At 59.5% G+C, this 24,931-nt stretch carries 23 protein-coding genes and 2 pseudogenes; 16 read left to right on the plus strand and 9 right to left on the minus strand.

Annotation, left to right across the window (positions count from 1 at the left end; all coding sequences use genetic code 11):
* Positions 1-26 precede the first annotated feature (26 nt).
* Complete coding sequence (guaA, locus tag BST95_RS17040) at positions 27-1,604, minus strand: glutamine-hydrolyzing GMP synthase (RefSeq protein WP_084200671.1); 1,578 nt, start codon at positions 1,602-1,604, stop codon at positions 27-29.
* Between the two features lie 81 nt (positions 1,605-1,685).
* Positions 1,686-3,155, minus strand: coding sequence for an IMP dehydrogenase (gene guaB / locus BST95_RS17045; RefSeq protein WP_084200672.1), 1,470 nt, complete (start codon positions 3,153-3,155; stop codon positions 1,686-1,688).
* Positions 3,156-3,236: 81 nt separating this feature from the next.
* Here guaB and xseA point away from each other — a divergent pair, with 81 nt between their 5' ends.
* Complete coding sequence (xseA, locus tag BST95_RS17050) at positions 3,237-4,610, plus strand: exodeoxyribonuclease VII large subunit (protein WP_084200673.1); 1,374 nt, start codon at positions 3,237-3,239, stop codon at positions 4,608-4,610.
* A 587-nt stretch (positions 4,611-5,197) separates the two neighbouring features.
* Here the strand turns inward: xseA and BST95_RS17055 are convergent.
* Entirely contained in the window at positions 5,198-5,845 is a 648-nt protein-coding gene (locus BST95_RS17055; protein ID WP_084200674.1) for a Crp/Fnr family transcriptional regulator, read from the minus strand.
* Positions 5,846-6,033: 188 nt separating this feature from the next.
* On the opposite strand from BST95_RS17055, the gene BST95_RS17060 reads away from it, so the two are divergent.
* From BST95_RS17060 to BST95_RS17070, 3 genes are read left to right on the plus strand one after another with little or no spacing between them, the layout of a single operon-like run.
* The gene (locus BST95_RS17060; RefSeq protein WP_084200675.1) at positions 6,034-7,479 is read left to right on the plus strand and encodes an adenylate/guanylate cyclase domain-containing protein; all 1,446 of its coding nucleotides are present in this window, start codon (positions 6,034-6,036) and stop codon (positions 7,477-7,479) included.
* Positions 7,476-7,856: a response regulator gene (locus BST95_RS17065; RefSeq protein WP_066050254.1), complete on the plus strand. Its 381-nt coding sequence runs from the start codon at positions 7,476-7,478 to the stop codon at positions 7,854-7,856. The genes BST95_RS17060 and BST95_RS17065 overlap by 4 nt, the downstream gene beginning before the upstream one ends.
* 4 nt (positions 7,857-7,860) lie before the next feature.
* Complete coding sequence (locus tag BST95_RS17070) at positions 7,861-9,390, plus strand: sensor histidine kinase (RefSeq protein WP_084200676.1); 1,530 nt, start codon at positions 7,861-7,863, stop codon at positions 9,388-9,390.
* On the opposite strand, the gene BST95_RS17075 is transcribed toward BST95_RS17070, so the two are convergent.
* The 4 genes from BST95_RS17075 to BST95_RS17090 all read right to left on the minus strand — a co-directional run bounded on the left by BST95_RS17075 (position 9,341) and on the right by BST95_RS17090 (position 13,493).
* Positions 9,341-9,919 (minus strand): hypothetical protein, encoded by a 579-nt coding sequence (locus BST95_RS17075; RefSeq protein WP_146004138.1) that lies wholly within the window; start codon positions 9,917-9,919, stop codon positions 9,341-9,343. The two genes, BST95_RS17070 and BST95_RS17075, sit on opposite strands and share 50 nt — an antisense overlap.
* 78 nt (positions 9,920-9,997) lie before the next feature.
* Positions 9,998-11,491: a lysine--tRNA ligase gene (lysS, locus tag BST95_RS17080; protein WP_084200678.1), complete on the minus strand. Its 1,494-nt coding sequence runs from the start codon at positions 11,489-11,491 to the stop codon at positions 9,998-10,000.
* An 11-nt stretch (positions 11,492-11,502) separates the two neighbouring features.
* A protein-coding gene (gene prfB / locus BST95_RS17085; protein ID WP_102106074.1) for a peptide chain release factor 2 occupies positions 11,503-12,601 on the minus strand; the annotation gives its coding sequence in 2 pieces (ribosomal slippage) (positions 11,503-12,525 and positions 12,527-12,601; 1,098 coding nt in all).
* An 82-nt stretch (positions 12,602-12,683) separates the two neighbouring features.
* Entirely contained in the window at positions 12,684-13,493 is an 810-nt protein-coding gene (locus BST95_RS17090) for a sulfurtransferase (protein ID WP_229801612.1), read from the minus strand.
* A gap of 133 nt (positions 13,494-13,626) precedes the next feature.
* Here BST95_RS17090 and BST95_RS17095 point away from each other — a divergent pair, with 133 nt between their 5' ends.
* Positions 13,627-14,091 (plus strand): DUF2244 domain-containing protein, encoded by a 465-nt coding sequence (locus BST95_RS17095; RefSeq protein ID WP_229801613.1) that lies wholly within the window; start codon positions 13,627-13,629, stop codon positions 14,089-14,091.
* Here BST95_RS17095 and BST95_RS17100 read toward each other — a convergent pair.
* Positions 14,088-14,860, minus strand: a pseudogene (locus BST95_RS17100) (crotonase/enoyl-CoA hydratase family protein). The gene BST95_RS17095 and the pseudogene BST95_RS17100 sit on opposite strands and share 4 nt — an antisense overlap.
* Before the next feature lie 176 nt (positions 14,861-15,036).
* On the opposite strand from BST95_RS17100, the gene BST95_RS17105 reads away from it, so the two are divergent.
* The 11 genes and pseudogenes from BST95_RS17105 (at position 15,037) to BST95_RS21050 (ending at position 24,251) form a co-directional block, all read left to right on the plus strand.
* Positions 15,037-15,786: a ThuA domain-containing protein gene (locus tag BST95_RS17105; protein ID WP_084200681.1), complete on the plus strand. Its 750-nt coding sequence runs from the start codon at positions 15,037-15,039 to the stop codon at positions 15,784-15,786.
* A 28-nt stretch (positions 15,787-15,814) separates the two neighbouring features.
* On the plus strand, positions 15,815-16,792 hold the full coding sequence (locus tag BST95_RS17110; protein WP_084200682.1) for a thiamine pyrophosphate-dependent dehydrogenase E1 component subunit alpha: 978 nt from the start codon (positions 15,815-15,817) through the stop codon (positions 16,790-16,792).
* Between the two features lie 13 nt (positions 16,793-16,805).
* Positions 16,806-17,813, plus strand: a complete 1,008-nt coding sequence (locus BST95_RS17115) for an alpha-ketoacid dehydrogenase subunit beta (RefSeq protein ID WP_084200683.1) — start codon at positions 16,806-16,808, stop codon at positions 17,811-17,813.
* The gene (locus BST95_RS20720) at positions 17,810-18,343 is read left to right on the plus strand and encodes a biotin/lipoyl-containing protein (protein WP_240500225.1); all 534 of its coding nucleotides are present in this window, start codon (positions 17,810-17,812) and stop codon (positions 18,341-18,343) included. The genes BST95_RS17115 and BST95_RS20720 overlap by 4 nt, the downstream gene beginning before the upstream one ends.
* Entirely contained in the window at positions 18,232-19,002 is a 771-nt protein-coding gene (locus BST95_RS20725; protein WP_240500306.1) for a dihydrolipoamide acetyltransferase family protein, read from the plus strand. Before BST95_RS20720 ends, BST95_RS20725 begins: the two co-directional genes overlap by 112 nt.
* A 245-nt stretch (positions 19,003-19,247) precedes the next feature.
* Positions 19,248-20,363 (plus strand): M28 family peptidase, encoded by a 1,116-nt coding sequence (locus BST95_RS17125; protein ID WP_240500307.1) that lies wholly within the window; start codon positions 19,248-19,250, stop codon positions 20,361-20,363.
* Between the two features lie 1,246 nt (positions 20,364-21,609).
* On the plus strand, positions 21,610-21,792 hold the full coding sequence (locus BST95_RS20730; protein ID WP_229801614.1) for a hypothetical protein: 183 nt from the start codon (positions 21,610-21,612) through the stop codon (positions 21,790-21,792).
* Positions 21,793-21,804: 12 nt separating this feature from the next.
* Positions 21,805-22,155 (plus strand): carboxymuconolactone decarboxylase family protein, encoded by a 351-nt coding sequence (locus BST95_RS20735; RefSeq protein ID WP_229801615.1) that lies wholly within the window; start codon positions 21,805-21,807, stop codon positions 22,153-22,155.
* A 63-nt stretch (positions 22,156-22,218) separates the two neighbouring features.
* Positions 22,219-23,544 carry a 30S ribosomal protein S12 methylthiotransferase RimO gene (gene rimO / locus BST95_RS17140; RefSeq protein WP_084200686.1) on the plus strand — a complete coding sequence of 442 codons (1,326 nt, stop codon included), beginning with the start codon at positions 22,219-22,221 and terminating at the stop codon, positions 23,542-23,544.
* Between the two features lie 261 nt (positions 23,545-23,805).
* Positions 23,806-23,961: pseudogene (locus BST95_RS21160) on the plus strand (16S rRNA (uracil(1498)-N(3))-methyltransferase); the annotation flags it as partial.
* A 188-nt stretch (positions 23,962-24,149) separates the two neighbouring features.
* Positions 24,150-24,251, plus strand: a complete 102-nt coding sequence (locus BST95_RS21050; protein WP_276205902.1) for a 16S rRNA (uracil(1498)-N(3))-methyltransferase — start codon at positions 24,150-24,152, stop codon at positions 24,249-24,251.
* Positions 24,252-24,266: 15 nt separating this feature from the next.
* On the opposite strand, the gene msrA is transcribed toward BST95_RS21050, so the two are convergent.
* A complete protein-coding gene (gene msrA, locus BST95_RS17150; RefSeq protein WP_066050292.1) occupies positions 24,267-24,923 on the minus strand; it encodes a peptide-methionine (S)-S-oxide reductase MsrA in 657 nt (218 codons plus the stop codon).
* Positions 24,924-24,931 lie beyond the last annotated feature (8 nt).

The raw sequence follows: 24,931 nt of genomic DNA on the forward strand, positions 1-24,931 counted from the left end.
AAAAATGGGCCTTACAGCCCATGTCACTACTCCCACTCAATCGTCGCAGGCGGCTTGGAGCTGACGTCGTAGGTCACCCGTGAAACACCAGAGATCTCATTGATGATCCGGTTCGACACGTGCTCGAGCAGATCGTAGGGCAGGTGTGCCCAACGCGCCGTCATGAAGTCCACGGTTTCAACGGCACGAAGTGCGATGACGTATTCGTAGCGGCGCGCATCGCCGACCACACCCACCGATTTTACGGGGAGAAATACCGCAAATGCCTGGCTGGTTTTCTCGTACCAACCGGATTTGTGCAGTTCGCTGATGAAGATATCGTCCGCCAGACGCAGCAGGTCAGCGTACTCCTTCTTGACCTCACCGAGTATGCGGACACCCAGACCGGGGCCCGGGAACGGGTGGCGGTACACCATGTCATAGGGCAGGCCCAGCTCAAGACCGATCTGACGAACTTCGTCCTTGAACAATTCGCGCAGCGGCTCTACCAACTCGAAGCTCATGTCCTCGGGCAGGCCACCTACGTTGTGGTGCGATTTGATCACATGGGCCTTGCCGGTCTTGGCGCCTGCGGACTCAATTACGTCGGGGTAAATCGTGCCCTGTGCCAGCCACTTCACATCCTGCAGTTTGGCAGCTTCCGCATCGAACACATCGATAAAGGTATTGCCAATGATCTTGCGCTTGGCTTCCGGGTCCGCCTCGCCCGCCAGCTTGCCGAGGAACAAATCTTCAGCGTCAGCGCGGATGACCTTCACCCCCATATTATTGGCGAACATTTCCATTACTGCGTCGCCCTCGTTAAGGCGCAGCAGGCCGTTGTCCACAAATACGCAGGTCAACTGCTCGCCAATAGCCCGGTGCAGCAGCGCTGCTACCACTGAGGAGTCGACACCGCCGGACAAGCCCAGCAGCACTTTGTCGGTGCCCACGGTTTCGCGCACCCGCGCAATGGCATCCTCGACAATGTTGGCCGGCGTCCACAGCACCTCACAGCCGCATAGCTCCAGCACGAAGTGCTCAAAGATGCGCTTGCCCTGGTGGGTATGCGTGACTTCCGGGTGGAACTGAATACCGAAGAAAGGTTTCTCTTTATGGGCCATGCCGGCAATCGGGCAGCTGTCGGTTTCTGCGGTGAGCTCGAAATCGGCTGGCAGCTCAACCACCTTGTCGCCGTGGCTCATCCACACATCCATCAGGGCGCGACCCTGATCATCAATGTGGTCGCGAATATCGTGCAACAGGCCGCCATTACCGACGTGGCGAATCTGGGCGTAACCAAACTCGGATACATCCGAGCCCTGAACCCTGCCGCCGAACTGCTCGGCCATGGTTTGCATGCCGTAGCAAATACCGAGTACCGGCACCCCGAGTTCAAACACCAGCGCCGGTGCACGTGGTGATGCCTCGGCCGCCACGGATTCCGGACCGCCCGACAAAATAATGCCCTGGGGGTTGTACTCGTGAATGTCCTCGTCGCTCATGTCCCAGGCGCGTATCTCGCTATACACACCGACTTCACGCACGCGGCGTGCGATCAGCTGGGTGTACTGGGAACCGAAATCGAGGATAAGAATTTTCTGGGCGTGAATATCTGCGCTCATGCTGCTTCCTGTTTATTCATTCTGGCCACGACGTCAGGCGTGGTAGGCCACAAACAAAATGGGGCCCGCAGGCCCCGTGATTTAGCGCACCGGATAATTCGGTGCTTCTTTGGTAATCGACACATCGTGGACATGGCTCTCTGACATGCCCGCTGCAGTGACCCGGGCAAACTCGGGGCGGGAACGCATGGTTTCCATATCGACACTGCCGGTGTAGCCCATGGCAGCACGCACGCCACCCATCAGCTGGTGAATAATGGCTGTCACCGGACCCTTGTAAGGTACCCGACCTTCAATGCCCTCGGGCACCAGCTTCTCAGCGCCCTTGCTGGAATCCTGGAAGTAGCGGTCCGAGGACCCCTGGGTCTGGGACATGGCGCCGAGTGACCCCATACCGCGATATGCCTTATAGGTACGCCCCTGATAGAGCTCGACTTCGCCCGGCGCCTCTTCGGTACCGGCGAACATGCTACCCATCATCACCGAGTGCGCACCGGCGACATAGGCCTTGGCGATGTCACCCGAGAAGCGGATGCCACCGTCGGCAATCAGCGGTACATCGCGATCTGCGAGGGCTTCGGCCACATTGGCGATAGCTGAGATCTGCGGTACACCGATACCGGTGACAATCCGGGTTGTACAAATAGAACCGGGGCCGATACCCACCTTGACCGCATCTGCGCCGGCATCCGCGAGCGCTATTGCCGCGGCACCCGTGGCAATGTTGCCGCCGATCACCTGAATCGAGGGATAGCCATCCTTGATCATGCGCACGCGTTCAATCACATTCTTGGAGTGCCCGTGGGCGGTATCCACCACGAGCACGTCCACGCCCGCACCGATCAGCGCTGCGACCCGGTCATCAGTATCGGGACTGGTGCCGACCGAGGCGCCCACGCGGAGCTGACCGTAGGAATCCTTACAGGCGTCCGGAAAACTCTCGGCCTTGTCGAAGTCCTTCACGGTAATCATGCCGCACAGGTCAAAATTGTCGTTCACCACCAGGATCTTCTCGATCCGGTGCTGGTGCAGCAGGCCCTGTACTTCGGCAGAACTCGCCCCTTCTTTGACGGTAACCAGCTTATCGCGGGGCGTCATGATATCGGAGACCAGCTTGGTGTGATCTGATTCAAAGCGCAGATCGCGGCGGGTCACAATACCGACCAGATCTTCGCCATTGAGTACCGGCACCCCGGAAATACCGTGGGAATTGGTCAGCTTTAGCAGCTCTGAAATCGTGGCCGACTGCTGAATCGTAATGGGATCCTTAACAACACCGCTTTCGAACTTCTTGACCCGGCGGACCTGTTCAGCCTGCTCCTCAATGGTCATGCTCTTGTGGATAATGCCGATACCGCCTTCCTGGGCCATGGCAATGGCCAGGCGGTGCTCGGTAACGGTATCCATGGCGGCGGAAATCAGCGGGATATTGAGCTCAATTTCGCGGGTGAGGCGGGACTTCAGTGAGACATCGGTTGCGACGACCTCCGAGTACCCGGGCAGCAGCAGTACATCGTCGAAAGTGAGGGCTTCCTGGGCAATTCGCAACATAGGAGGGTCTCCGGCTGGCGGGGTTGAGGTAAACGTGCAATTATAAAACTTTGGTGTCCCTCCCGTAAATAGAAGTACAACTTGTCGAACCCTTTTAACAACGTCCCTGAACCGGTCACGCTGACGGTCAGCCAGCTCAATCGCCAGGCCCGTTCACTGCTGGAAAGCCATTTTGACTTTGTCTGGGTCGAGGGCGAGATCAGCAACTTCGCGGCCCCCTCCTCCGGCCACTGGTACTTCTCGCTTAAAGACGGCAATGCCCAGGTACGCTGCGCCATGTTCCGTGGCCGCAACCAGCGCCTGCGCTTCCGCCCGGAAAATGGCGACCATATCCGCCTGCGCTGCCGGGTTTCGCTCTACGAGGGGCGCGGGGAATTCCAGCTGATTGCCGAACACATGGAGCTGGCCGGTGCCGGTGCACTGCAGGCGGCCTTCGAAAAGCTTAAAGCCAAACTCCTGGCAGAGGGCCTGTTCGACGCCGATCGCAAGCAGCCGCTGCCGGAAAGCGTGTCTCATCTGGGCGTCATCACGTCCCCCACTGGTGCCGCCATCCACGACATTCTCACGGTCCTGGAACGCCGCTGCCCCGCGATTGAAGTCAGCATTCTGCCGGTGGCCGTACAGGGCGACAGCGCCGCTCCGGAAATTGTCGCTGCCATTGAGCGCGCCAATCGCCTCCACGAAGCGGGCGACGTCCAGCTCGACGCGCTCATCGTCGGCCGCGGCGGCGGTTCGCTGGAGGACCTCTGGGCCTTTAATGAGGAGATCGTGGCCCGGGCAATTGCCGCCAGCAAACTGCCGATTGTCTCCGCGGTGGGCCACGAGGTGGATTTTTCCATCGCCGACATGGTGGCCGACCAGCGCGCCCCCACCCCCTCGGCCGCCGCCGAGATGCTGAGCCCGGATCAGCGCGAGCAAATGGCGCGCCTGAAAAAGCTGGAAGCGGACCTGGTACGCCTGATGCGCCGCAAGCTGGCCGACGCCCAGACTCGACTAGATCACCTGCGCGCCCGCCTGAAGCACCCTGGCGCCCAACTGCGCGAGCAATCGCAGCGCCTGGACGACCTGGAACAACGCCTCATCCTCGCCCAGAAGAACCTGCTGGCCCGCAAAAAGAACGAGTTGGCACTGCTGGAATCCCGGCTGCACGCGAATTCACCACTACCCCGCATCCAGCAAATGCAGAAAGACCTGACCGTCAGCCAACAGCGCCTGGAAGGCGCCATGCAAACCAAACTGGCCGACGCCCGCAATCGCCTCGCCCACCTGGCGCAAATGCTCGACTCACTCAGCCCACTGGCCACCCTGGCCCGTGGATACGCCATTGTCACTGACGCCGACGGCAAGGTCGTCACAGACGCATCCTCGGTTGCAAAAGGCACTTCGCTTACGACCCGGTTGGCGTCGGGGAGCCTTGAGGTCACTGTCGACTCAGTTTCTGAAAAGGACTCTTGATTCGTTTGTCGTTTTCTCAACCCTCCGGGAGTGAGAACTCGTATACCTACCCCCCTAGAACAGCTCATGATTTATCAGGGTTTAGGACGGTAGGGGGGGGCTCTCCTGCTTCTGGCACCGTGCTCAACTAGCGGGCCCTCTAAGCGTGCTCCGACCAGCTTATCAACCATTGTCACCGACTAGCCAGAGCCACATGCAAATCCATAATTACGTCGCTCTTTACCCGACGGCACTGGAAACTGGAAGTTTGCCCCAAAACCGCTGCAAGGCCATCCATGGCGCGCTTCGGCGTACGCCATCCATGGCTCCCGACGATTTTGGAGCAAACTTCCAGCTCCCAGTGCCTGAAATAGTTAGCGGATCTTGGGGCTAATCACTGTACGAGGGGCTGCGGCTGTTAAGGCCTTCTGAAATCGTCGGGAGGCAGGGATGGCGCGGCCGGCGTTCCGGGACGCCGAAACGACCACATGGATGTGCTTGTAGTGGTTTCAGAAGGCCTGAACAGACGCATGCATCGGCCATTCTAGAGCACAAAAAAAAGCCCCGACCTGCTTAACAGACCGGGGCTTTTATCGGCTACGGCTAACTCAGTACTTAGCCGGCAACCGGGTGTTAATAATGATATGGCGACCCTCAAAGCGGATGTACTCACCGATGGTGAGATCCTTGAGAATGCGGGCAACCATCTCGCGGGAGGCACCGACGCGGTCGGCGATATCCTGCTGCGTAAGCTTCTCGGGGATGTAGAGCGTGCCGTCACCGCGCTCTTCCGAGAGATCCATCAGCACGTTGGCAACACGGCCGTAGACATCCTGCAGGGCGAGGCTCTTAACATCGGCGGTCAGTTTGCGGACGCGCGCGGCGAGATTCTTAACCAGCTGGCGGCCAATGTTGGGATGCTCGTCGAGGACGCGGTTGAAGTCTTCCTTGTAGATGATGCAGAAAGAGGACTTCTCGACCGTGCGCACTGAAGCAGAGCGGGTGGAGTCATCGAGCAGAGCCAGCTCGCCGAAATAATCGCCGGCGCCCTGGGTGTTCATAATGAATTCTTTGCCGTTCTTGTCCGAGCAGTAAACCTTGACCTTGCCAGTCTCGATGACGAACAGCGAGTCGGCAGGATCGTTCTCGTGGATCACGACAGTATTCTTGGGGAAGGATCGACTGGTGCTGCTCGCAGCGAGCGCCTCCAGTTCTTCTGCTGAGAGCCCCTGAAAGATTTCAACTTGCTGCAACATTGCGTAACCGGTTCCTTGCTTAGCTTGTCCCTAAAAGCTATGCGAACAATAGTAACCTATGTTTCTATTAAAAGCGCACTTTTCGGCCAAAAAAACACCCTGACATTAACGCTGAGACGAACAAAAACTCCGTTTCCTCAATCCGATTCACAATTTATACTGGAAACCCTTAACCATAAGGACCGCCTGTGAGCCAGGGCTCAAGCCAGACAAGTACTCAGTGGAGCGACCACCTGCTGCGCGCAATGGCCGATTTGCGCGAGCATTACAAACGCTTACACAGTGCCCTTAGCGAGGAGGCCCTGGACGATTTTTCCCGTCTGTTCGACGGCGCCGATCGCCTCAATGCGCAACTTGCCGCCGCCGACATCAATCGCCATGACCTGATGAATGTACTAGCAGCGATTCGTGGCTATGCCGAATTGCTGCGCGAAGATCTCGGCTCGCAATACACCGAGCTCGACGCGGCCCTGTCACGATTGCTGAGCGCGGTACACACCGCCCACAATGATGAGCCGGTGGAGCAGGCCCCGGCAGCTGAGCAGCGCATGATTGCCAGCGACCCTGGCTTCATACTCGCCGTTGATGACCTGCAGGAAAATCGCGAGCTTGTAGCTCGCTATCTGTCGCGCTCCGGCCATATCGTGGTAACGGCTGCCGGCGGCGAAGAGGCTCTGCAAACCCTCGACCAGGCCGATGTGGATGTGGTGCTACTGGATCTGATGATGCCTGACCTGGATGGCCGTGAGGTGTTGCGCCGGATCAAGGAACATCCGGAGTGGCGCGCCACCCCCGTGATTGTGATCTCAGGACGACAGGACATGGAGGGCATTATCGAGTGCATCGAGGCCGGTGCCGACGACTACCTGTTCAAGCCTTTCAATCCGATTTTATTGCAGGCACGCATCAAGGCCGGTATCGAGCGCAAACGTTGGCACGATCGCGAAGAGCTGTATCGCCAGCAATTGGAGCGCAATGAAAAATTTATTCGCGCTACCTTTGGCCGCTACCTGTCCGACGAAATTGTCACCGACATTCTCGAGCGCCCGGAGGGCCTCGAGCTGGGCGGCGACCTGCGCAGGGTCACCATCATGATGTCGGACATCCGCAGCTTCACGACCATCAGCGAGCAGTTGGAGCCCGCCCAGGTGGTCACCCTGATCAACCGCTACCTGGCCGCCATGACCGATATCATCATGGCCCACAACGGCACTATCGATGAATTTATCGGCGACGCCATTCTGGCGGTATTCGGCGCGCCCCAACGGCGCGACGACGACGCCGACCGCGCGGTACAGTGCGCGCTGGAAATGCAGGCGGCCATGGAAGAGATCAACCGCCTCAACCGGGAAGACGGACTTCCGGAGATCAGCACTGGGGTTGCGCTCAATACCGGCGACGTTATTGCCGGCAACATTGGCTCCGAGCGACGCAGCAAGTATGGCTTTGTGGGTCACCCGATGAACGTCACCTCGCGCATCGAGGATGTCACGGCCGGCGGCGAAATACTGATTTCAGAGAGCACGCTGCAGGCGCTGACGCGGGACTACCGGGTCGGCACCAGCCAGGAACTCAAGGTGAAAGGAATAGATGAGTTGGTTCGGGTTCACCAGATTCTTGAGGAGGCACCATGAGTAAGCTCGCCCCGGTGCTGCTGGTCGAGGACCACGAACTCAATCGCGACATGCTCATTCGCAGGCTGAATCGCGCCGGCGTTGAAGTCATCCCGGCGGGCGACGGCCAGCAGGCGCTGGAGCTGATGCGCTCGGCACAGCCACGGGTAGTACTCATGGATATGAACCTGCCGATCATGGATGGCTGGACCGCCTGCCGGACCGCGCGCGAGGATGATTCGATCAAGCACATCCCGATTATTGCCCTGACTGCTCACGCTAGTGAGGCCGACCGGCAACAGGCCATGGATGCCGGTTGCGACGACTACGCCACCAAACCCGTCGATTTTCCGGGCCTGCTGGCAAAAATTGAATCGCTGAGCGAGACCGGCAACTGACACGATGAGCCTGCGCAGACGACTCACCCTCTCCCTGGTCACGATTCTGGTGCTGTTCGCCGTGAACGTCGGCACCCACTTCTGGGGCTCCTACGCCCGGAACGAAAGTATGAGCGCCTACCGCATTTCGGTGGCGGCGGCGCGCCTGTCGACGGAAATTGAGCAAATGCTCAACGACCAGCGCCAGCGCATTCAGGTGCTCTCCACTATTCGCGAGAACACCAGCGACCAGTTCGACGATACGGAAATCGAACAGGCGGTGGCACAGGTAGACGAAATTGAAGATCGCATCGGCAAGCTCGGCCGGCTGAGTCATGATGTCACGCGCCTTAACTATGAACGCCTGGAAGAATCCAGCAGCTCACTGCTGGACGAGTGGCGAGCGTTTTATCGCAATTACAACGATCCTGATTTCAGCGCCGATGTCGACGATCCCCTCCCCTATCTCGAAGCCAGCGAGCGCCTGAAGGAACTGGAGGCCCGCCAGACCTTTATTGCCGAACAGCGCGCGGCGATTATCGACCGCACTATTGCCCTGACTGACCGCATCACAGTGATAGGCTTTATTGCCTCGATCTTCCTCACGGCCACACTCGGTTTCTTCCTGGTGCGCTACACCAACCGTTCCCTGAAACGACTCAAGCGCGGCACCGAGCGCATCGGCGCGGGCGACCTCTCCTATCGTATTGAAGAAATTGTCGATTCCGGTGAGCTGGGCGATCTGGCCAAGGCTTTTAACGACATGTCGGAGAAGTTGCGCAATGCCATGTACGACGTGAGCAAGGCGCGCGATGCGGCTGACGAGGCCAATGCGGCCAAGAGTATTTTCCTTGCGAATGTCTCTCACGAACTGCGCACGCCGCTCAATGCGATTATCGGCTACTCGGAAATGCTCCACGACGAGCTTTCGGACGAGGCCGAGGTTAATCGCGCCCAGTTCCAACAGGATCTGGAGAAAATCATCCGCTCCGGGCGCCAGCTGCTGACCCTGATCAACGATATTCTCGACCTGTCCAAAATTGAGACCGGCAAGATGTCACTGCATCGCCAGACGTTTGAGCCCGGTGAGCTTCTCGATCAGGCCTGCGATGCAATCAGGCCCCAGCTGCGCAGCCAGAATAATACGCTGGATAAACCCGATTTCAGTGGCCTGCCCAAGCTATACAGCGACGCCAACAAGTTCCGGCAGATTTTTACCAACCTGCTGGGCAATGCCTGCAAGTTCACCGAGAACGGCCGTATCAGCGTCAGTGCCAGGGTGCCGCCCGATCGCCCGGGCTGGGTGGAAATTGCGGTTACCGATACCGGCATCGGGATGGACGCTGCTCAGCAGAGCCGCGTATTCGAGGCGTTTATTCAGGCGGATTCTTCCACGACGGCCCAGTTCGGTGGCACCGGCCTGGGACTCTCTATCTGCCGAGATTTCTGTGAACTGATGGGTGGTGAGATTCGCGTGGAAAGTGAGCCTGGAAAAGGGTCAACCTTTACTGTGTTGATCCCGTCCGACCCAGAGTTAGCTCTCGCAACCGCTTGAGCGCCTCTTCGCGCTTCACCAGATCTTCCTGCAACTGTTTGTTCTGGGCGGTCAGCTCACGGCGCTCCTGTTCGGCCTTGAGAAAACCTTCCAGGGCCTGTCGGGCCAGCTGGGTTTGCGGGTGTAATTCCATGGCCTGCCAATCTTCTTTGCGCAGGTCGCGATAGGATTTGCGCGCGGCATCAGCGTCGTACAGGGGGCTTTCACGCAATGCATACACGAAGGCAATCGCGACCTCTGCCTCCCAGTCTGCGGTGTGAGAGGTCTCCATGCGCAGGTAACGATTGAAGTACTCCATCGCCTCAGCATGGCGCCCTCCTGCCAGCTCGACATAGCCCTTCTCGAGAAAATCGAGGCTTGCCGGTTCGGGGGTCGCGCAATCACAGGCCTGTTGATCGGGCAGATTAAGCGTGATTTCGGAGGGATCGACCGGGGTCACCGGCACCGTCGCTTTGGGCGCCTGGGCACAGGCCTGCAGCAGGCCCGCAGCAGCGACGATAATCAGTACTCTGGATGCGGGTGACAACACACACTCCCCGGTGAATTCAACTTCGGGGGAGTGTAGCGTATTACATCGGCTCTGAGCACTATTTGTGGAGAAATCTCCTCACTCAGGCCGCATATGTGGGAATAGCAGCACATCGCGGATCGAGGGCGAGTCGGTCAGGAACATCACCAGGCGATCGATACCAATGCCTTCGCCCACGGTAGGCGGCAGGCCATATTCCAGGGCGCGAATATAATCTGCGTCGTAGTGCATGGCCTCATCATCGCCCGCATCTTTCTCCGCCACCTGGGCGAGAAAACGCTCGGCCTGGTCTTCCGGGTCATTCAACTCAGAGAAGCCATTGGCCAGTTCGCGGCCACCGACAAAAAACTCGAAGCGGTCGGTGACGAACGGATCGTCATCGTTGCGACGCGACAGCGGCGACACTTCGGTCGGGTAACGGGTAATAAAGGTGGGCTGGTCGAGCAGGTGCTCTACCGTCTTCTCGAAGATCTCGATCTGCACCTTACCCAGGCCCCAGATATCCTTGAGTTCAATACCCAGGCCTTTGGCAATCTCGCGCGCACCGGGCTCATCCGCCAGTTGCTCGGCGGAAATATCGGGGTTGTACTTGAGAATCGAATCGAACACCGACAGGCGTGTAAACGGCTGGGAGAAATCGTAGCTGTTGCCCTGGTACTCGACTGTGGTTGAACCCAGTACGTCGAGGGTCAGCTTGCGCAGCATATCCTCGGTGAGATCCATGGCATCTTCATACGCGCCATAGGCCCAGTAGTACTCAAGCATGGTGAACTCGGGGTTGTGCCGGGTGGACAGACCCTCGTTGCGGAAACTGCGGTTGATTTCGAAAACCTTCTCGAAACCACCCACGGTCAGGCGCTTGAGATACAACTCCGGGGCAATGCGCAGGTACATGTCCTGATCCAGCGCGTTGTGGTGAGTCACGAACGGACGCGCAGTCGCACCGCCGGGAATCACCTGCATCATGGGGGTTTCAACTTCCATGAAGCCGCGATCCATCATGTAGTTGCGGATAAATGCGATGACCTTGGAGCGCGTGCGAAAGACGTTGCGCGACTCTTCGTTAACAATGAGATCGACGTAGCGCTGGCGGTAACGCATCTCCTGGTCAGCCAGGCCATGGTACTTGTCGGGCAGTGGGCGCAGGGCTTTGGTCAGCAGCCGCGCCTCACGCATATTAATGTACAGATCACCCTTGCCGGATTTATGGATAGGACCGGTTGCCGCCACAATATCGCCGAGATCCCAGGACTTGATCGATGCCAGGGTGTCTGCGTCCAGGCCCTTGCGATCAACGTACAGCTGAATCTGGTCGGTACCGTCCTGAATCAACAGGAAGGCACCGCGGTTGCGAATAAGACGCCCGGCGACGGAGTAGTGTTTGTCTGCCGCCTCCAGCTCTTCCTTGGAAGACTCACCATGCTCGCCCTGCAGCTGCGCTGCCTCGGCTGTGCGCTGAAAATCATTGGGGAAGGCAATGCCCTGCTCGCGAATCGCGTCGAGCTTGGCACGACGCTCTGCAATCAGCTTGTTTTCGTCCTGGGCTTCCGGAGCCTGGTTCTGTTCGCTCATGGTCTCTACTCTTACAGCCCGCTTTTCAGCGAGGCTTCGATAAACTGGTCGATACTGCCATCGAGTACCGCCTGGGTATTACTGGTTTCAACGCCGGTGCGCAGGTCCTTCACCCGTGAGTCATCCAACACATAGGAGCGGATCTGGCTGCCCCAACCAATGTCCGACTTACTGTCTTCGCTGGCCTGGGCCGCCTCCTGGCGTTTCATCACTTCCTGCTCATACAGCTTGGCACGTAGCATTTGCCAGGCCTTGTCCCGGTTCTGGTGCTGGGAGCGCTGGCTCTGGCACTGCACCACAATGCCGCTGGGCGCATGCGTCAGGCGCACCGCCGAATCCGTTTTGTTGACGTGCTGACCGCCTGCACCGGAGGCGCGGTAGGTATCCGTGCGCACGTCGGAGGGATCAATTTCGATCTCAATATTGTCGTCGATTTCCGGCGAGGCAAATACCGCCGTAAACGAGGTGTGGCGACGATTGCCGGAATCGAAGGGTGACTTGCGTACCAGACGATGCACGCCGATCTCAGTGCGCACCCAGCCAAAGGCGTACTCACCTTCTATATAGATGGTGGCACTCTTAATCCCCGCGACTTCACCAGCACTGCATTCCACCAGCTCTGCCTTGAAGCCCTTGTCATCGGCCCAGCGCAGGTACATACGCAGCAGCATTTCGGCCCAGTCCTGGGCCTCGGTACCGCCGGAGCCTGCCTGGATGTCGACGTAGGCGTTGTTGGCGTCCATCTCGCCGCTGAACATGCGCCGAAATTCCAGCTTCTCCAGCTGGCTCAGCATCGCTTCAATGTCTGCCTCCACTTCGGCAACGGTTTCTTCGTCGTCCTCGGCAGCGGCCATCTCCAGCAGATCAGCGGCATCGCCGCGACCGCTGTCCAGGCCTTCAATCGTGTGGACAATGGCTTCCAGGGAGGAGCGCTCCCGCCCCAGTTCCTGAGCGCGCGCGGGATCATCCCAAACGCTGGGCTCAGCCAGTTCGAGTTCTACCTCTGCCAGTCGATCCTTTCGATTGGCGAAGTCAAAGATACCCCCTAAGCACGTCAGTACGCGCCTCGATATCTTTGAGCTTCTGGTTCAGGGGGTTGATTTCAAGCATGTCTTGTCGCTCGATTGGTAACGAAAAAGGCGCGCATTTTACCTTAGGCCGCTGCCCGGGCCTAGCCCGGTTTGTGGCAGCATTACAGGTAGCTGCACCAGTCACTCCAGCTGCCCGCATACAGCGTGGCGTCATCGCGCCCCAGCAGGGTGAGGGAAAACAGATTTACGCAGGCGGTGACCCCTGAACCGCAGTACACCACCAGGCTATCGGCCTCCAGCGTGTCCCCCCAGTGGGCGAGTAGGCCAGCCTCGTCGCGCACGGCACCGCTATCATCTGTCACTCCCTGCCATGGGTGGTTGAGCGCGCCGGGAATATGCCCGGCCAGCGGATCAATGGGCTCCTCTACTCCAGCGTAGCGACGCGGCTCCCTGGAATCCACCAGGGTCGCGCCCTGCGCCTGCGCTGTGCGTAAGCCTTCGATGTCGCATACCCGCATAAAAGAAGGTTGATTCGGTGCTGTCTCGACCGGTGGCACGGCGGCCTCAGCGCCGGACGCCGGCACACCGCCAGCCTGCACCCAGGCCAGATAGCCGCCGTCAAGCAGCCGCGGTGGGCGGTAACCCAGGCTTCGCATCATCCACCACAGACGGGTTGCATACGCCAGGCGATGGGCATCATAGGCCACGACATTCGTCTCTGGGCCAATACCAAAGCTGGCCAGAGTCGCGACAAAATCGGCGGCGCCAGGCAGGGGATGCCGGCCGCCATGCTCACCTGCGGGGCCTGACATGTGTCGCTCCAGGTCCATATAAACGGCGCCGGGGATATGCCCCTCAAGATAGAGGCGCTCGCCCTCGCCCTTATCTGCAAGGTTGAAACGGCAATCGACAATCACACTGTCGGCATTGAGGCTCAGCTCGTTGGCGGCGACCAGCATAGGATGTTTCAAGGTGATCTCCCGGAGGCTTGCTGTGCAATATCTGATGGTATGCGAGCGACGTATTATTCACTAGACTGAAACCACTGAATAGGAGGTGTGTTCCCTGGTTACCAGCAGTCGCCAAGGTCAAGCCACCACAATCGTGGCCCGGCCCAACTACTCGTCAACATGGCGCAACAACCTGTATGTGCTGCTGGCACTGTGTGTGCCCTCACTGGGTGCTGCGATCGGCTTTACGTTTCTGGGCGCCTGGCCGATCCTGCCGTTTGCCGGACTGGAGCTGTTGGCCCTGGGAAGTGCGCTCTACTACGTCAACTGGAAGCTCCAGTACCGCCAGGTGATCACCCTGAGCGACGACGAGGTGCGCATTGAGAAAGGCCATTACTTCCCTCGCCAGTGCTGGCAGTTTCAGCGGGAGACGGCGGGCCTGAACATCATCCCCGAGCGCCACCCCCACGACAGCCCCTCACTCAGCCTGCACAACCGCACCGAGAACGTCATCCTGGGGGAATTTCTGACCGCCGACGACACCCGCGAACTCATTGAGTTGCTGCGCCGGGAAATCCGGGTCGACACCCACAGCGCCAGCGACAAGCGCGCGTTCTAAACGTCTTCGAAACTGCCGTGCCGCCCCGCGCCTTCAGCAAAACGCGTGGCGCCTGTCACCGTTTCACGCGACGCCACGACCTGCTCACCGCGCTGGAATTCATTGGCCATCGCAGCTTCATAGTCCAGATCCCACTGCGCGTAGGCACTCAGGCGATCCGAACGCAGGCAGCCCTGTGGAAACGCCGCCAATTGCTCTGCGAGCGCTAATGCTTCCTGTAGCGCGTTGCCCGGGGCAACCACTCGATTGGCAAGCCCCATGGCCAGCGCCTCCTCGGCCCCGACAGCGCGACCGGTGAGTATCAAATCCATGGCCCTGCTGTGTCCGATCAGGCGCGGCAGGCGCACCGTGCCACCGTCGATTAGCGGTACACCCCAGCGCCGACAGAACACTCCCATTACCGCATCTTCTTCGACCACGCGCAGGTCACACCACAGCGCCAGCTCCAGGCCGCCCGCCACCGCGTGGCCAGAGACCGCCGCAATTACCGGCTTGGAGAGAAGCATGCGCGATGGCCCCATGGGGCCATCGCCCGTTGCCGCCAACTGGTTCGCGCCCGCCTCTGCGGCAATCGCCTTGAGATCGGCCCCCGCACAAAACGTGCCGTTGGCCCGCGGAAGACCGCCACCCGCAGCTCGGGATCCGCGTCAAACGTCCGGAATGCGTCCGCCAGGGCCTGCGCCGTGGGGCCATCTACCGCATTGCGCACCTCGGGCCTGGCAAGGGAAATAACGGCCACATGGCCGTGTTGTTCGACGCTGACTGACATGCATGACTCTCCTGAAAATGCGGCCTCAGTCTAGAAATCGGCTGCGGGATCAGCAAGAAAAATGAACTCGGCAAAAAATACAGTCACTGCTGTTTGTTTTTTATTAAGGTGCGTGATACTTTCTTCGCATCTAATAACAAACAAGGTGGTCAACCGCCGCGGGCGGGTCAGTAGCTATGGGCAAAAGTGACAGAATCGACGTTTATCTGGTAGCGGGCGGTAAGTACCACAACATCGACTACGCCCGTTTGGAAATCCTCAAGCTGATCGCCGAGCAGCCACGCCTGAAAGTAGAAGTGGGCGCGGATTACTCCGACATCGACGCCATCTGCGCCGCTGACTTCATCATCACCTATACCTGCGATGTCATGCCTACCGACGCCCAGACCGAGCGCCTTTGCGAACGCATGCGCAATGGCGGGCGCTGGTTCGCTCTGCACGGCACCAATTCCATACTGCGCTTCCTGGAAGACGGCCGTGTAGACTGCCCCCGGGAGAACCCAGCGTTCATGGAGATGCTCGGCAGCCAGTTCCTGTCGCACCCTCCGATTCAACCCTATACGGTGGAAGTCACCGAGCCGGACCATCCGCTGGTCAGCGGTATTCCGCCGTTTATCGTCGACGATGAGTTGTATCTGAGTGAACACCACGGCGAACAGACCACGCTGCTGCACACCCACTGGAGCGGTAAAACCGAGGGTTTTGTCGAGGAAGACTGGCACAGCGATGAGCCGCGCTCCTGCATGTACCTACGGCCCTATGGCGAAGGTGAAGTGTTGTACCTGACCCTGGGACATTGCCGCGGCAAGTACGACATGCAGCCCCATATTGAAGAGTATCCCGAGCCGGAGTTCGGCGCCTGGAAAACCGATGAATACTACGAGCTGTTGCGGCGCGGTATTCGCTGGGCGATGCACACACTCTAACCCGCCCCACCTGATAAAGGAGAGAACCATGTCTCTTAATAAGGAAGGCCTGCTGCGGGCCTATCGCCAGATGAAGACCATTCGTGAGTTCGAGGATCGCACCCACGTGGAAATCATGAATGGCCAGATCGCCGGCTTTACCCACCTGTATACAGGGCAGGAAGCCAACGCCGTGGGTGTGTGCGAACACCTCGACGATGAAGACACGATTATTTCCACCCACCGCGGCCATGGCCACTGCATTGCCAAAGGCGCCGACGTGATCGGGATGATGGCCGAACTGTTCGGCTCCTCCGAGGGCCTGTGCAAGGGCAAAGGGGGCTCCATGCATGTGGCAGATGTCGAGAAAGGTATTCTCGGCGCCAACGGTATTGTGGCCGGCGGCCCACCCATCTCGGTGGGTGCGGCACTGGCTGCCAAAATCCGCGACAATGGCCGCGTTGCCATTTCCTTCTCCGGTGATGGCTCCGTCAACCAGGGCACCTGCTTCGAAGCCATGAATCTGGCGGTGGTACTGAAAGTACCCGCCGTGTTCGTCATCGAGAACAACTACTACTCTGAGCACACCAACATCGACTACGCCGTCGGCTGTGACGACCTCAAGGCCCGCACCGAGGGCTTTGGCTTCCCTGTGTTCGTCGCAGACGGGTCGGACTTTTTCTCCGTGTACGAAGCCGCCGCAAAAGCCATTGCCCACGCCCGTGAAGGAACTGGCCCCGCGGGCATCTTTGCCGAACAGGGCCGCTTCCACGGGCATTTCGTGGGCGACCCGGAGCACTATCGGGCCGATGGCGAGATTAACGACTTGCGCGAAAATGCCTGCTGCCTGAAGAACTTTCGGGCGCGCATGGCCGAGACCGGCGAACTCAGCGAAGCCGAGCTCGATGCGGTGGACAGCGAGGTGATGGCATTGATCGAAGAAGCTGTCAGCGGCGCAAAAGCCGCCGCCCGCCCCACCCCCGAGCAAGTCACTGAAGACGTCTACATCAACTACGGCGCCGCCTGAGGAGTAAGCAGACATGGCAGAGAAAACAATGCGCGACGCCATTAACGAGGCGTTGCACCAGGCAATGGCAGCCGATGAATCCGTATTCGTCATCGGCGAGGATGTGGCCGGCTGTAATGGCAGCCCCAGCGGCAAGGTCGGTGAAGTCGGGGGCGTGTTTGGTGTGACCTCCGGTCTGTACAAAGCCTTTGGACCGAATCGCTGTATCGACACTCCGATCTCTGAATCCGCCATCGTCGGCGCCGCGGCCGGTGCCGCGCTGGTGGGTATGCGCCCTGTCGCTGAGATCATGTTCGCCGACTTTATTGGCGTGTGCATGGACCAGATCGTCAACCAGATGGGCAAATTCCGCTACATGTTTGGCGGCAAGAGTAAATGCCCTGCCGTCATCCGCTTCGCATCGGGCGGCGGTTTCTCCGCCGCGGGCCAGCATAGCCAGGCCATGTACCAGGTAATGACCTCGTTCCCCGGGTTGAAGGTCGTCGTGCCTTCCAACGCGTATGACGCCAAGGGCCTGTTGCTGCAGGCAATTCAGGATGATGACCCGGTGCTGTTCTTTGAACCCAAGGTGCTCTACCAGGAAGCCTGCGAAGTGCCTGATGAGATGTACACCATTCCCTTCGGCGAGGCCGCGTTTGTACGCGAGGGCGACGACTGTACCGTTGTGGCGTTCGGCCAGATGGTGCCCCGCGCTGCACAGGCGATCGATGCACTGGAGGCCGAGGGGATTAGCTGTGATCTGATCGATCCACGCACCACCTCGCCCCTCGATACCGATGCTATCCTCGAAAGTGTTGAAGCCACAGGCCGACTCGTGGTCGTCGATGAAGCACCGCCGCGCTGTGGCCTGACGGCAGATATTGCCGGCCTCGCAGCAGACCGCGCCTTCAAGTCACTCAAAGGACCGATCAAACAGGTGAGTGCACCGCATTCACCCACCCCCTTCTCACCCGAACTTGAAGCGGCCTACATACCGGATGCCGCAAAAATCATGGCCGCAATCAAGGAGACCATGGCATGAGCGATATCACTGCCATCGCAGTGCCCAAGTGGGGCATCGAAATGGTCGAAGGCACCATTAACGTCTGGAACAAGACCGTCGGCGACACTGTTGCCAAGGGCGACGAAATCCTCGAAATGGAATCGGACAAAATCGTCAACGTGTGGGAGTCCCCCGCCGACGGTGTGCTGCGCCGGGTACTCGTCGAGGAAGGTGAAGCGCGCCCGGTGGGTGCATTGCTCGGTGTGATTGCCGCTGCAAACGTCGATGACGCCAGTATCGACAGCTTTATCGCTGACTTCGGTGGTAGCGCGCCCGCAGCAGAGGACGACAGCGCAACCGACAACGATGCCCCTGTCCCGGCAGCCGCGGCCAACGCCGGCCCGGCGGAGACGCTGCGACTCGCTCCGCCCCCGCCGTGCGCAACCTTGCCGCAGAACTGGGTGTTGATCTCAATACGGTCACCGGCACGGGCCGCCGCGGGCGCATCACCAAAGATGATGTGCGCGCCGCCGCCAGTGATGGCGCCGAGCCAGCGCCGGCAGGGGTAGAGGTCATACCGCTGTCTGCCACGCGCCAAACTATCGCCAAGCGCCTGACGGGAGCCAAGCAGGACATTCCTCATTACTACCTCACCGTTAACTACGAACTCGATGGCCTGCTGGCCCACCGGGCAGCCCTGAATGCCAATGGCAACACCCGCGTGTCAGTCAATGACCTGCTCGTAAAATGCGTGGCGCGGGCTCTGCAGCGCGAGCCGCGCGTGAACATCAACGTCATCGAAAATTCGATTCATCAGTACAGCGATTCCAACGTATCTGTTGCCATCGCCACCGAAGACGGGTTGTATCCGGTAACGATTCGCGCGGCCCAGAACCTGTCTACGCAGGAGATCGCAGCCGCAACCGCAGAGTTCGCCGAACGCGCACGCAACGGCGCCCTGACCCGCGAAGATCTGAGCGACGGGAGCTTTACCGTGTCGAACCTGGGCATGTATGGCATCGATAATTTCACCGCCATCATCAACCCACCGATGGGCGCGATTCTGGCGCTGGGCAAAGGCAGTGAGCAGCCAGTGGTCAGAGACGGCAAAGTCACCGTCGCTACGATCGTCAGTGCCACCCTGTCCTGTGACCACCGGGTCATCGATGGCGCCATCGGCGCCACCTTCCTGAAAGTGCTGGGCGAGGAGATCGCCAGTCTGTCGTGAACCGAACGCCCGTCCTGACGCGGCGGGCATTCGACGACGCGGTATCCCCGATACTCTGCTCGGGGCTACCCGCACCACAGCGTAAACCGCCTCCGGAAATGCTATTCTGCCCCTGTCAGGAATGCGGCTCTTATCAACGCGCCAGCCGTACCTGCACCACCTCTCTACATGTATTTCTCGCGGACACTATGAATCGATCACGCTCGTCTATCACGCTCTCCTCCTGGCTTGTTTTCTTGGCGATAGTGGCCGCTATCGGCTGGAGCTTCAGCGCCCAGCAACCTGCCAATGACGCCTACAGCGCCAGCGACGACGCGGTATTCTCACAGCAAAGGGCACTGGCCCACCTCAACGTTATCGCCGCCAAACCGCACTACCTTGGCAGCGCGGAGCATGAGCGGGTGCGTGAATATCTCGTTGGCGCGCTGGCGCAAATGGGCCTGACCGCAGACATACAGCACCAGGTCGGCACGCATTTCCGGCGCCAGTACAGCGCCGCCGACACGCGCAATATCATTGCCCGTATACCTGGCTCTCAACCCGGCAATGCCCTGATACTGATGTCGCACTACGATTCAGGCCTGCACTCATCTCTCGGCGCTTCAGATGCCGGCAGCGGCGTTGTGACGATTCTTGAAGCCGTACGCGCCTTTCTCGCCCGGGGAGAAACACCGCTTAACGACATTGTTATTCTGCTGACCGATGGCGAGGAGCGTGGTCTGCTGGGCGCCGAGGCCTTTGTCGGTCATCACCCCTGGGCCAGCCAGGCGCGACTGATACTCAATCTCGAGGCACGCGGTTCCGGTGGCCCCAGCTATATGCTGATGGAGACCAACGGCGGCAATGCACACATGATCAGGGCCTTCAGCGCCGCCGGCCTGAAACACCCCGCCGCCAATTCACTGATGTACAGCCTGTACAAACAACTGCCCAATGACACTGACCTGACCGTATTCAGGGAACAGGGTGACATCCCCGGCTTTAATTTTGCGTTTATCGACGATCACTTCGATTACCACACAGCTCAGGATTCAGTACCACGCCTGGATGCAAACACGCTCAATCACCAGGCGGAATATCTCACCACGCTGCTCGATTACTTCGCCGATGCCGACCTCGCCTCACTGGAGAGTGAGGCTGATTGGGTGTATTTCAACGCGCCAGGCATCGGCATGATCAGCTATCCGTTTGCCTGGAATCTATGGCTAGTGGCTCTCGGCGTCATGGCCCTGGGGGCGTGGTCTGGCGCGATTGGCGCCAGGGTCGCCTGGGTGTCAGTCAGCTGTGGCGAGGTGTGCTGGCGACGTCACTGGCAGCTCTGCTGGTTTGGGCAGTCACGCATGTCGGCTGGCAGCTATTAGAGGCGCTCTTCCCCCAGTATGCCGAAATCCCCCACGGTTTCACCTATAACGGCCACTGGATACTGGCGAGTTTTATTGCCCTGAGCATCGCTATCACGCTGGTACTATTTCGCTGGGCAGGCCGCACAACGACCGATCAGCCACTGCGAGCGCTGCACGTGGCGCCGGTGGCCCTTTGGCTGGTGATCAGTGGCGGCGCTGCCACCAGTCTGCCGGGCGCAGGATTCCTGGTCATCCCTCCCCTGCTTGCACTGGCGGCCATGATGTTTTGGCCGGCCAGCGAAGACACCCCGCGGCTGGCGGCAGCGCGGCTATTGCTTGCGCTGCTGCCCGTGCTCATCCTGGCCCCACTGATTCCCGCTTTCGTCATTGGCCTGGGATTGAATGCCATGGCAGTGGGCACCGTGCTAACGGCACTAACCCTTGCCCTGCTGCTGCCCCTGTGCAGCGACCAGGGGCTGCTCACACTGGGGATCCGCATTAGCGCGGTCATCGCTTGTGGGTCACTGGTTGTCTCAATGATGCTGTCGGGCTACAGCGAAGATCGTCGCAAGCCCAACAGCATAAATTACATTCTGGACAGCGACACGGGCGAGGCGTGGTGGACCAGCAGCAATCGCCGCCTGGATTCTTTTGTCGGGCAGTTCCTGACTGACCCTACCACCGGCGACAGCTGGCCACAGGAGCGCTATCCCGCCTATCGATCGAGCCGGGTGCGCTGGTACCAGGATGCCCCGGTGCTGCCGCTGGCCCCGGCCAAGATCACCGTCACAGGCGATGTCAAAGATGATGGGTTACGCACCATCACCTTCAGCATTCAACCTCAGAGACCAACTGCGGTATTACAGTTGGTGACGACATCGCCCCTCACGGTGCGCAGAATGCGGATCAATGGCGAGCCATTCAAGCGGTCTGACCAATGGATCGAAGGCGAATTTAAACCGGGATTCGTACTGACCAATACCCAGGCGTCACCGCTAGCGCCGCTGACCGTTGAGCTGAGCATCGATTCCGACGCGCCGCTTGGACTGAAATTGCTGCAAACAGCCTATGATATGCCTGAACTGTTTGAAGACATGAAAGCACGCAGCACATCAATGATGCCGGAACCCTTTATCATCAACGACGCTGTGATCATCAGCCAGCGCGTGCTATAGCGATAACGTTACGCCCCAAAAAAACATAACAACGAGGCACCATCACGAGCAGAATCAGCAAACTGCCACCGGAGCAGTGGAGCTAGGAGTTGCGCAACTTCACCGCAGCGGACAGCGCCACCGACATTGAGCTCGGCATTACCCGCATGCTCGCCCATGCCCCGGCGGCGGCCATGGGGCCATTGCAATTTGCCACTGCGGTAACAATGAATCGCACCCTGCCCGAGCGCCTGATTGAATTGATGCGCCTGCGTATCGCCTTTCACAACTAGTGTCGCAGTTACATGGCGATCCGCTATTCCAGCGCCGCGGACACGGTGAGCGAAGGCGACGTGTGCAGCCTCGAGCGCCCGGCGGAAGCGGAGAATCTCAGCCCCCGGGAAAAGCTCGCCATCGACTTCGGCGAGCGTTTTGCCACCAATCACCTGTCGATTGACGATGCGTACTTTAAGCGCCTAAAAGATGAGTTCACTGAGGCCGAAGTCATTGAACTGATGCTGCATTGCGCCCTCTACGTTGGCATGGGACGCCTGGCCGCACTTCTCGACATGACGGAGGAGCTTCCGGCGGGGTTCCAGAAGCCGTTTGGCCAGGCCGTGTCGCCGGACGCCGACGCGCCCATCCAGGTCCGTTAGCATGGCGTGAACTCTGGGCTCTGCGCTACAATAGAGTCTGTCTCCCCTCATTCCAGACTCCCCATGACGACCACTGACAAACAGAAAGTGGGTTTCATCAGCCTCGGTTGCCCGAAAGCGCTGGTGGACTCAGAACGCATCCTCACCCAGCTGAAAATGGACGGGTACGATATTGTGCCCAGCTACGAAGACGCCGAAGTGGTGGTGGTCAACACCTGTGGCTTTATCGACAGTGCCAAGCAGGAATCGCTCGACGCCATTGGCGAGGCCATGAAAGAGAACGGCAAGGTGATTGTCACCGGCTGTATGGGTAAGGGCGACGACGCCCAGGTGATTCAGGAACTGCATCCCAAGGTGCTGTCGGTGACCGGGCCGGCCGCCTATGAAGAAGTTGTCGGCGCGGTTCATAACTGGGTTCCACCGGTGGTAAACCATGACCCCTACACCGATCTGGTACCTCCGCAGGGCGTGAAGCTGACGCCACGCCACTATGCCTATCTGAAAATCTCCGAGGGCTGCAACCATCGCTGCAGCTTCTGCATTATTCCCGACATGCGCGGTGACCTGGTGAGCCGCCCGATCGGCGATGTCATGGATGAGGCCGAGCGCCTGGTGCGCGCCGGTGTGCGCGAATTGCTGGTCATCTCCCAGGACACCAGCGCCTACGGCATCGACACCAAATTCCGCACCGGCTTCTGGAATGGCCGCCCGCTAAAAACCCACATGCAGCAGCTCTGTGAGGCACTGGGTGAGTTCGGTGTGTGGGTGCGGCTGCATTATGTCTACCCCTACCCCCACGTGGACAAGGTGATTCCGCTAATGGCCGACGGCAAGATTCTGCCTTACCTGGATGTGCCTCTGCAGCACGGCAGCCCGGAAGTGCTCAAGCGGATGAAACGCCCCGCTGCGGCGGAGAAAGCCCTGGAGCGCATTGCCGCCTGGCGACGCGACTGCCCGAACATTACCCTGCGCAGCACCTTTATCGTGGGCTTCCCCGGCGAGACCGACCAGGACTTTGAGACCCTGCTCGACTTCATCGAAGAGGCGCAGCTGGACCGGGTTGGCTGCTTTGAGTATTCACCGGTCAAGGGCGCCCGGGCCAACGACCTTCCCGATCATGTCCCCGCTGAGGTCAAGAAAGAGCGTTGGGAGCGGTTTATGGCGCTGCAGCAGCAGATCAGCGCCAACAAACTGCAGCAAAAGGTAGGTTCCAAGGTCGAGATTCTGATCGATGAAGTTGATGACCAGGGCGCCATTGGTCGCTCCCAGGGCGACGCTCCGGAAATCGATGGTCGCGTGTTCCTCGATGGCGCAACAGACCTCAACCCGGGTGACTTTGTCGAAGCCGAAGTGACGGGCGCCGACGAGTACGATCTCTGGGCAGGCTGAATGAACCTGCTTCTCTTCTCGCGCAGCGAACTGGGCAGCGATGGCCTGCTCAGCGTTGACGACGGACGCTTACAGCACCTGCTGGAAGTTCACGGCAAAGAGGTGGGCGATACCGTCCGCATTGGCGAGATCAACGGCCGCATGGGGCACGGGAAAGTCCTGTCCATTAATACCGAGGTCGCCGTACTGGAACCGACACTGGATCAATTGCCACCGGCCAAGCTGCCGCTGATTCTGGTGCTGGCCCTGCCGCGACCCAAAATGCTGAGGCGTATTCTGCGCGCGGTGGCAGAGTTTGGCGTCGCCGAACTGCACCTGATCAATTCCCTGCGGGTCGAAAAAAGCTTCTGGCAGACCCCGGTGCTCGACCCTGACACGATTCGCGAGTACTTGCTACAGGGCCTGGAGCAATCACGCGATACCGTGCTGCCTCCGGTGAGCTGTCACCGGCGCTTTAAGCCCTTTGTGGAAGATCTATTGCCCGATCTCGTGCGCGGGCGTCAGAGCCTGCTGGCACACCCGGGCAACTACCCCCCTGCCCCCGAAGCACCGACAGCGGCACACTGCTGGTCGTGGGGCCTGAAGGTGGGTTCATACCCTACGAGGTGGCAAAACTGGAGGCAGCGGGCTGTAAGACGGTCTCGTTGGGCCCACGTATTCTGCGCGTAGAAAATGCCGTCACATCGCTTTTGGGGCGATTGCTCTAACCGGTGTAGCCAGCGCTACTCCACGCCCAGTCCGATCGGACAGCTGACACCGGTCCCGCCGATACCACAATAGCCGCCGGGATTTTTGGCAAGGTACTGCTGGTGGTATTCCTCAGCGAAATAGAAGGTCGGGGCAGCGATAATTTCAGTGGTGATCTCACCATAGCCGGCGGCACTGAGTGACGCCTGGAATTCTTCACGAGTGCGTTCGGCCTCGCTGGCCTGCGCGTCATCGTAGCAATAAATGCCGGAGCGATACTGTGTGCCCAGGTCGTTGCCCTGACGCATGCCCTGAGTGGGGTCATGCCCCTCCCAGAAAACCTGGAGAAGTTCGGCGAAAGACACCTGCGCCGGGTCAAAGATCACCCGCACTACCTCATTGTGGCCGGTCTGTCCGCTGCAGACTTCCTTATAGGTGGGGTTTGGCGTATGGCCCGCTGCATAGCCCGCCGCGGTGGAGTATACGCCGGGCAACTGCCAGAACATCCGCTCCACACCCCAGAAACAGCCCATCCCGAACATGGCCGAGGCCAGGTTGTCAGGGAACGGCCCCACCAGCGGATTGCCACTGACGAAGTGGGTGTCGGGTACGGCCATTGCCTCGCTTCTGCCCGGCAGGGCAGTCTCAGCGGAGGGCATGGCGTGTTTTTTACGAATATCAAATAGGCTCATGTGGCGCA

This window comes from Halioglobus japonicus, from assembly GCF_001983995.1.
GTDB lineage: Bacteria > Pseudomonadota > Gammaproteobacteria > Pseudomonadales > Halieaceae > Halioglobus > Halioglobus japonicus.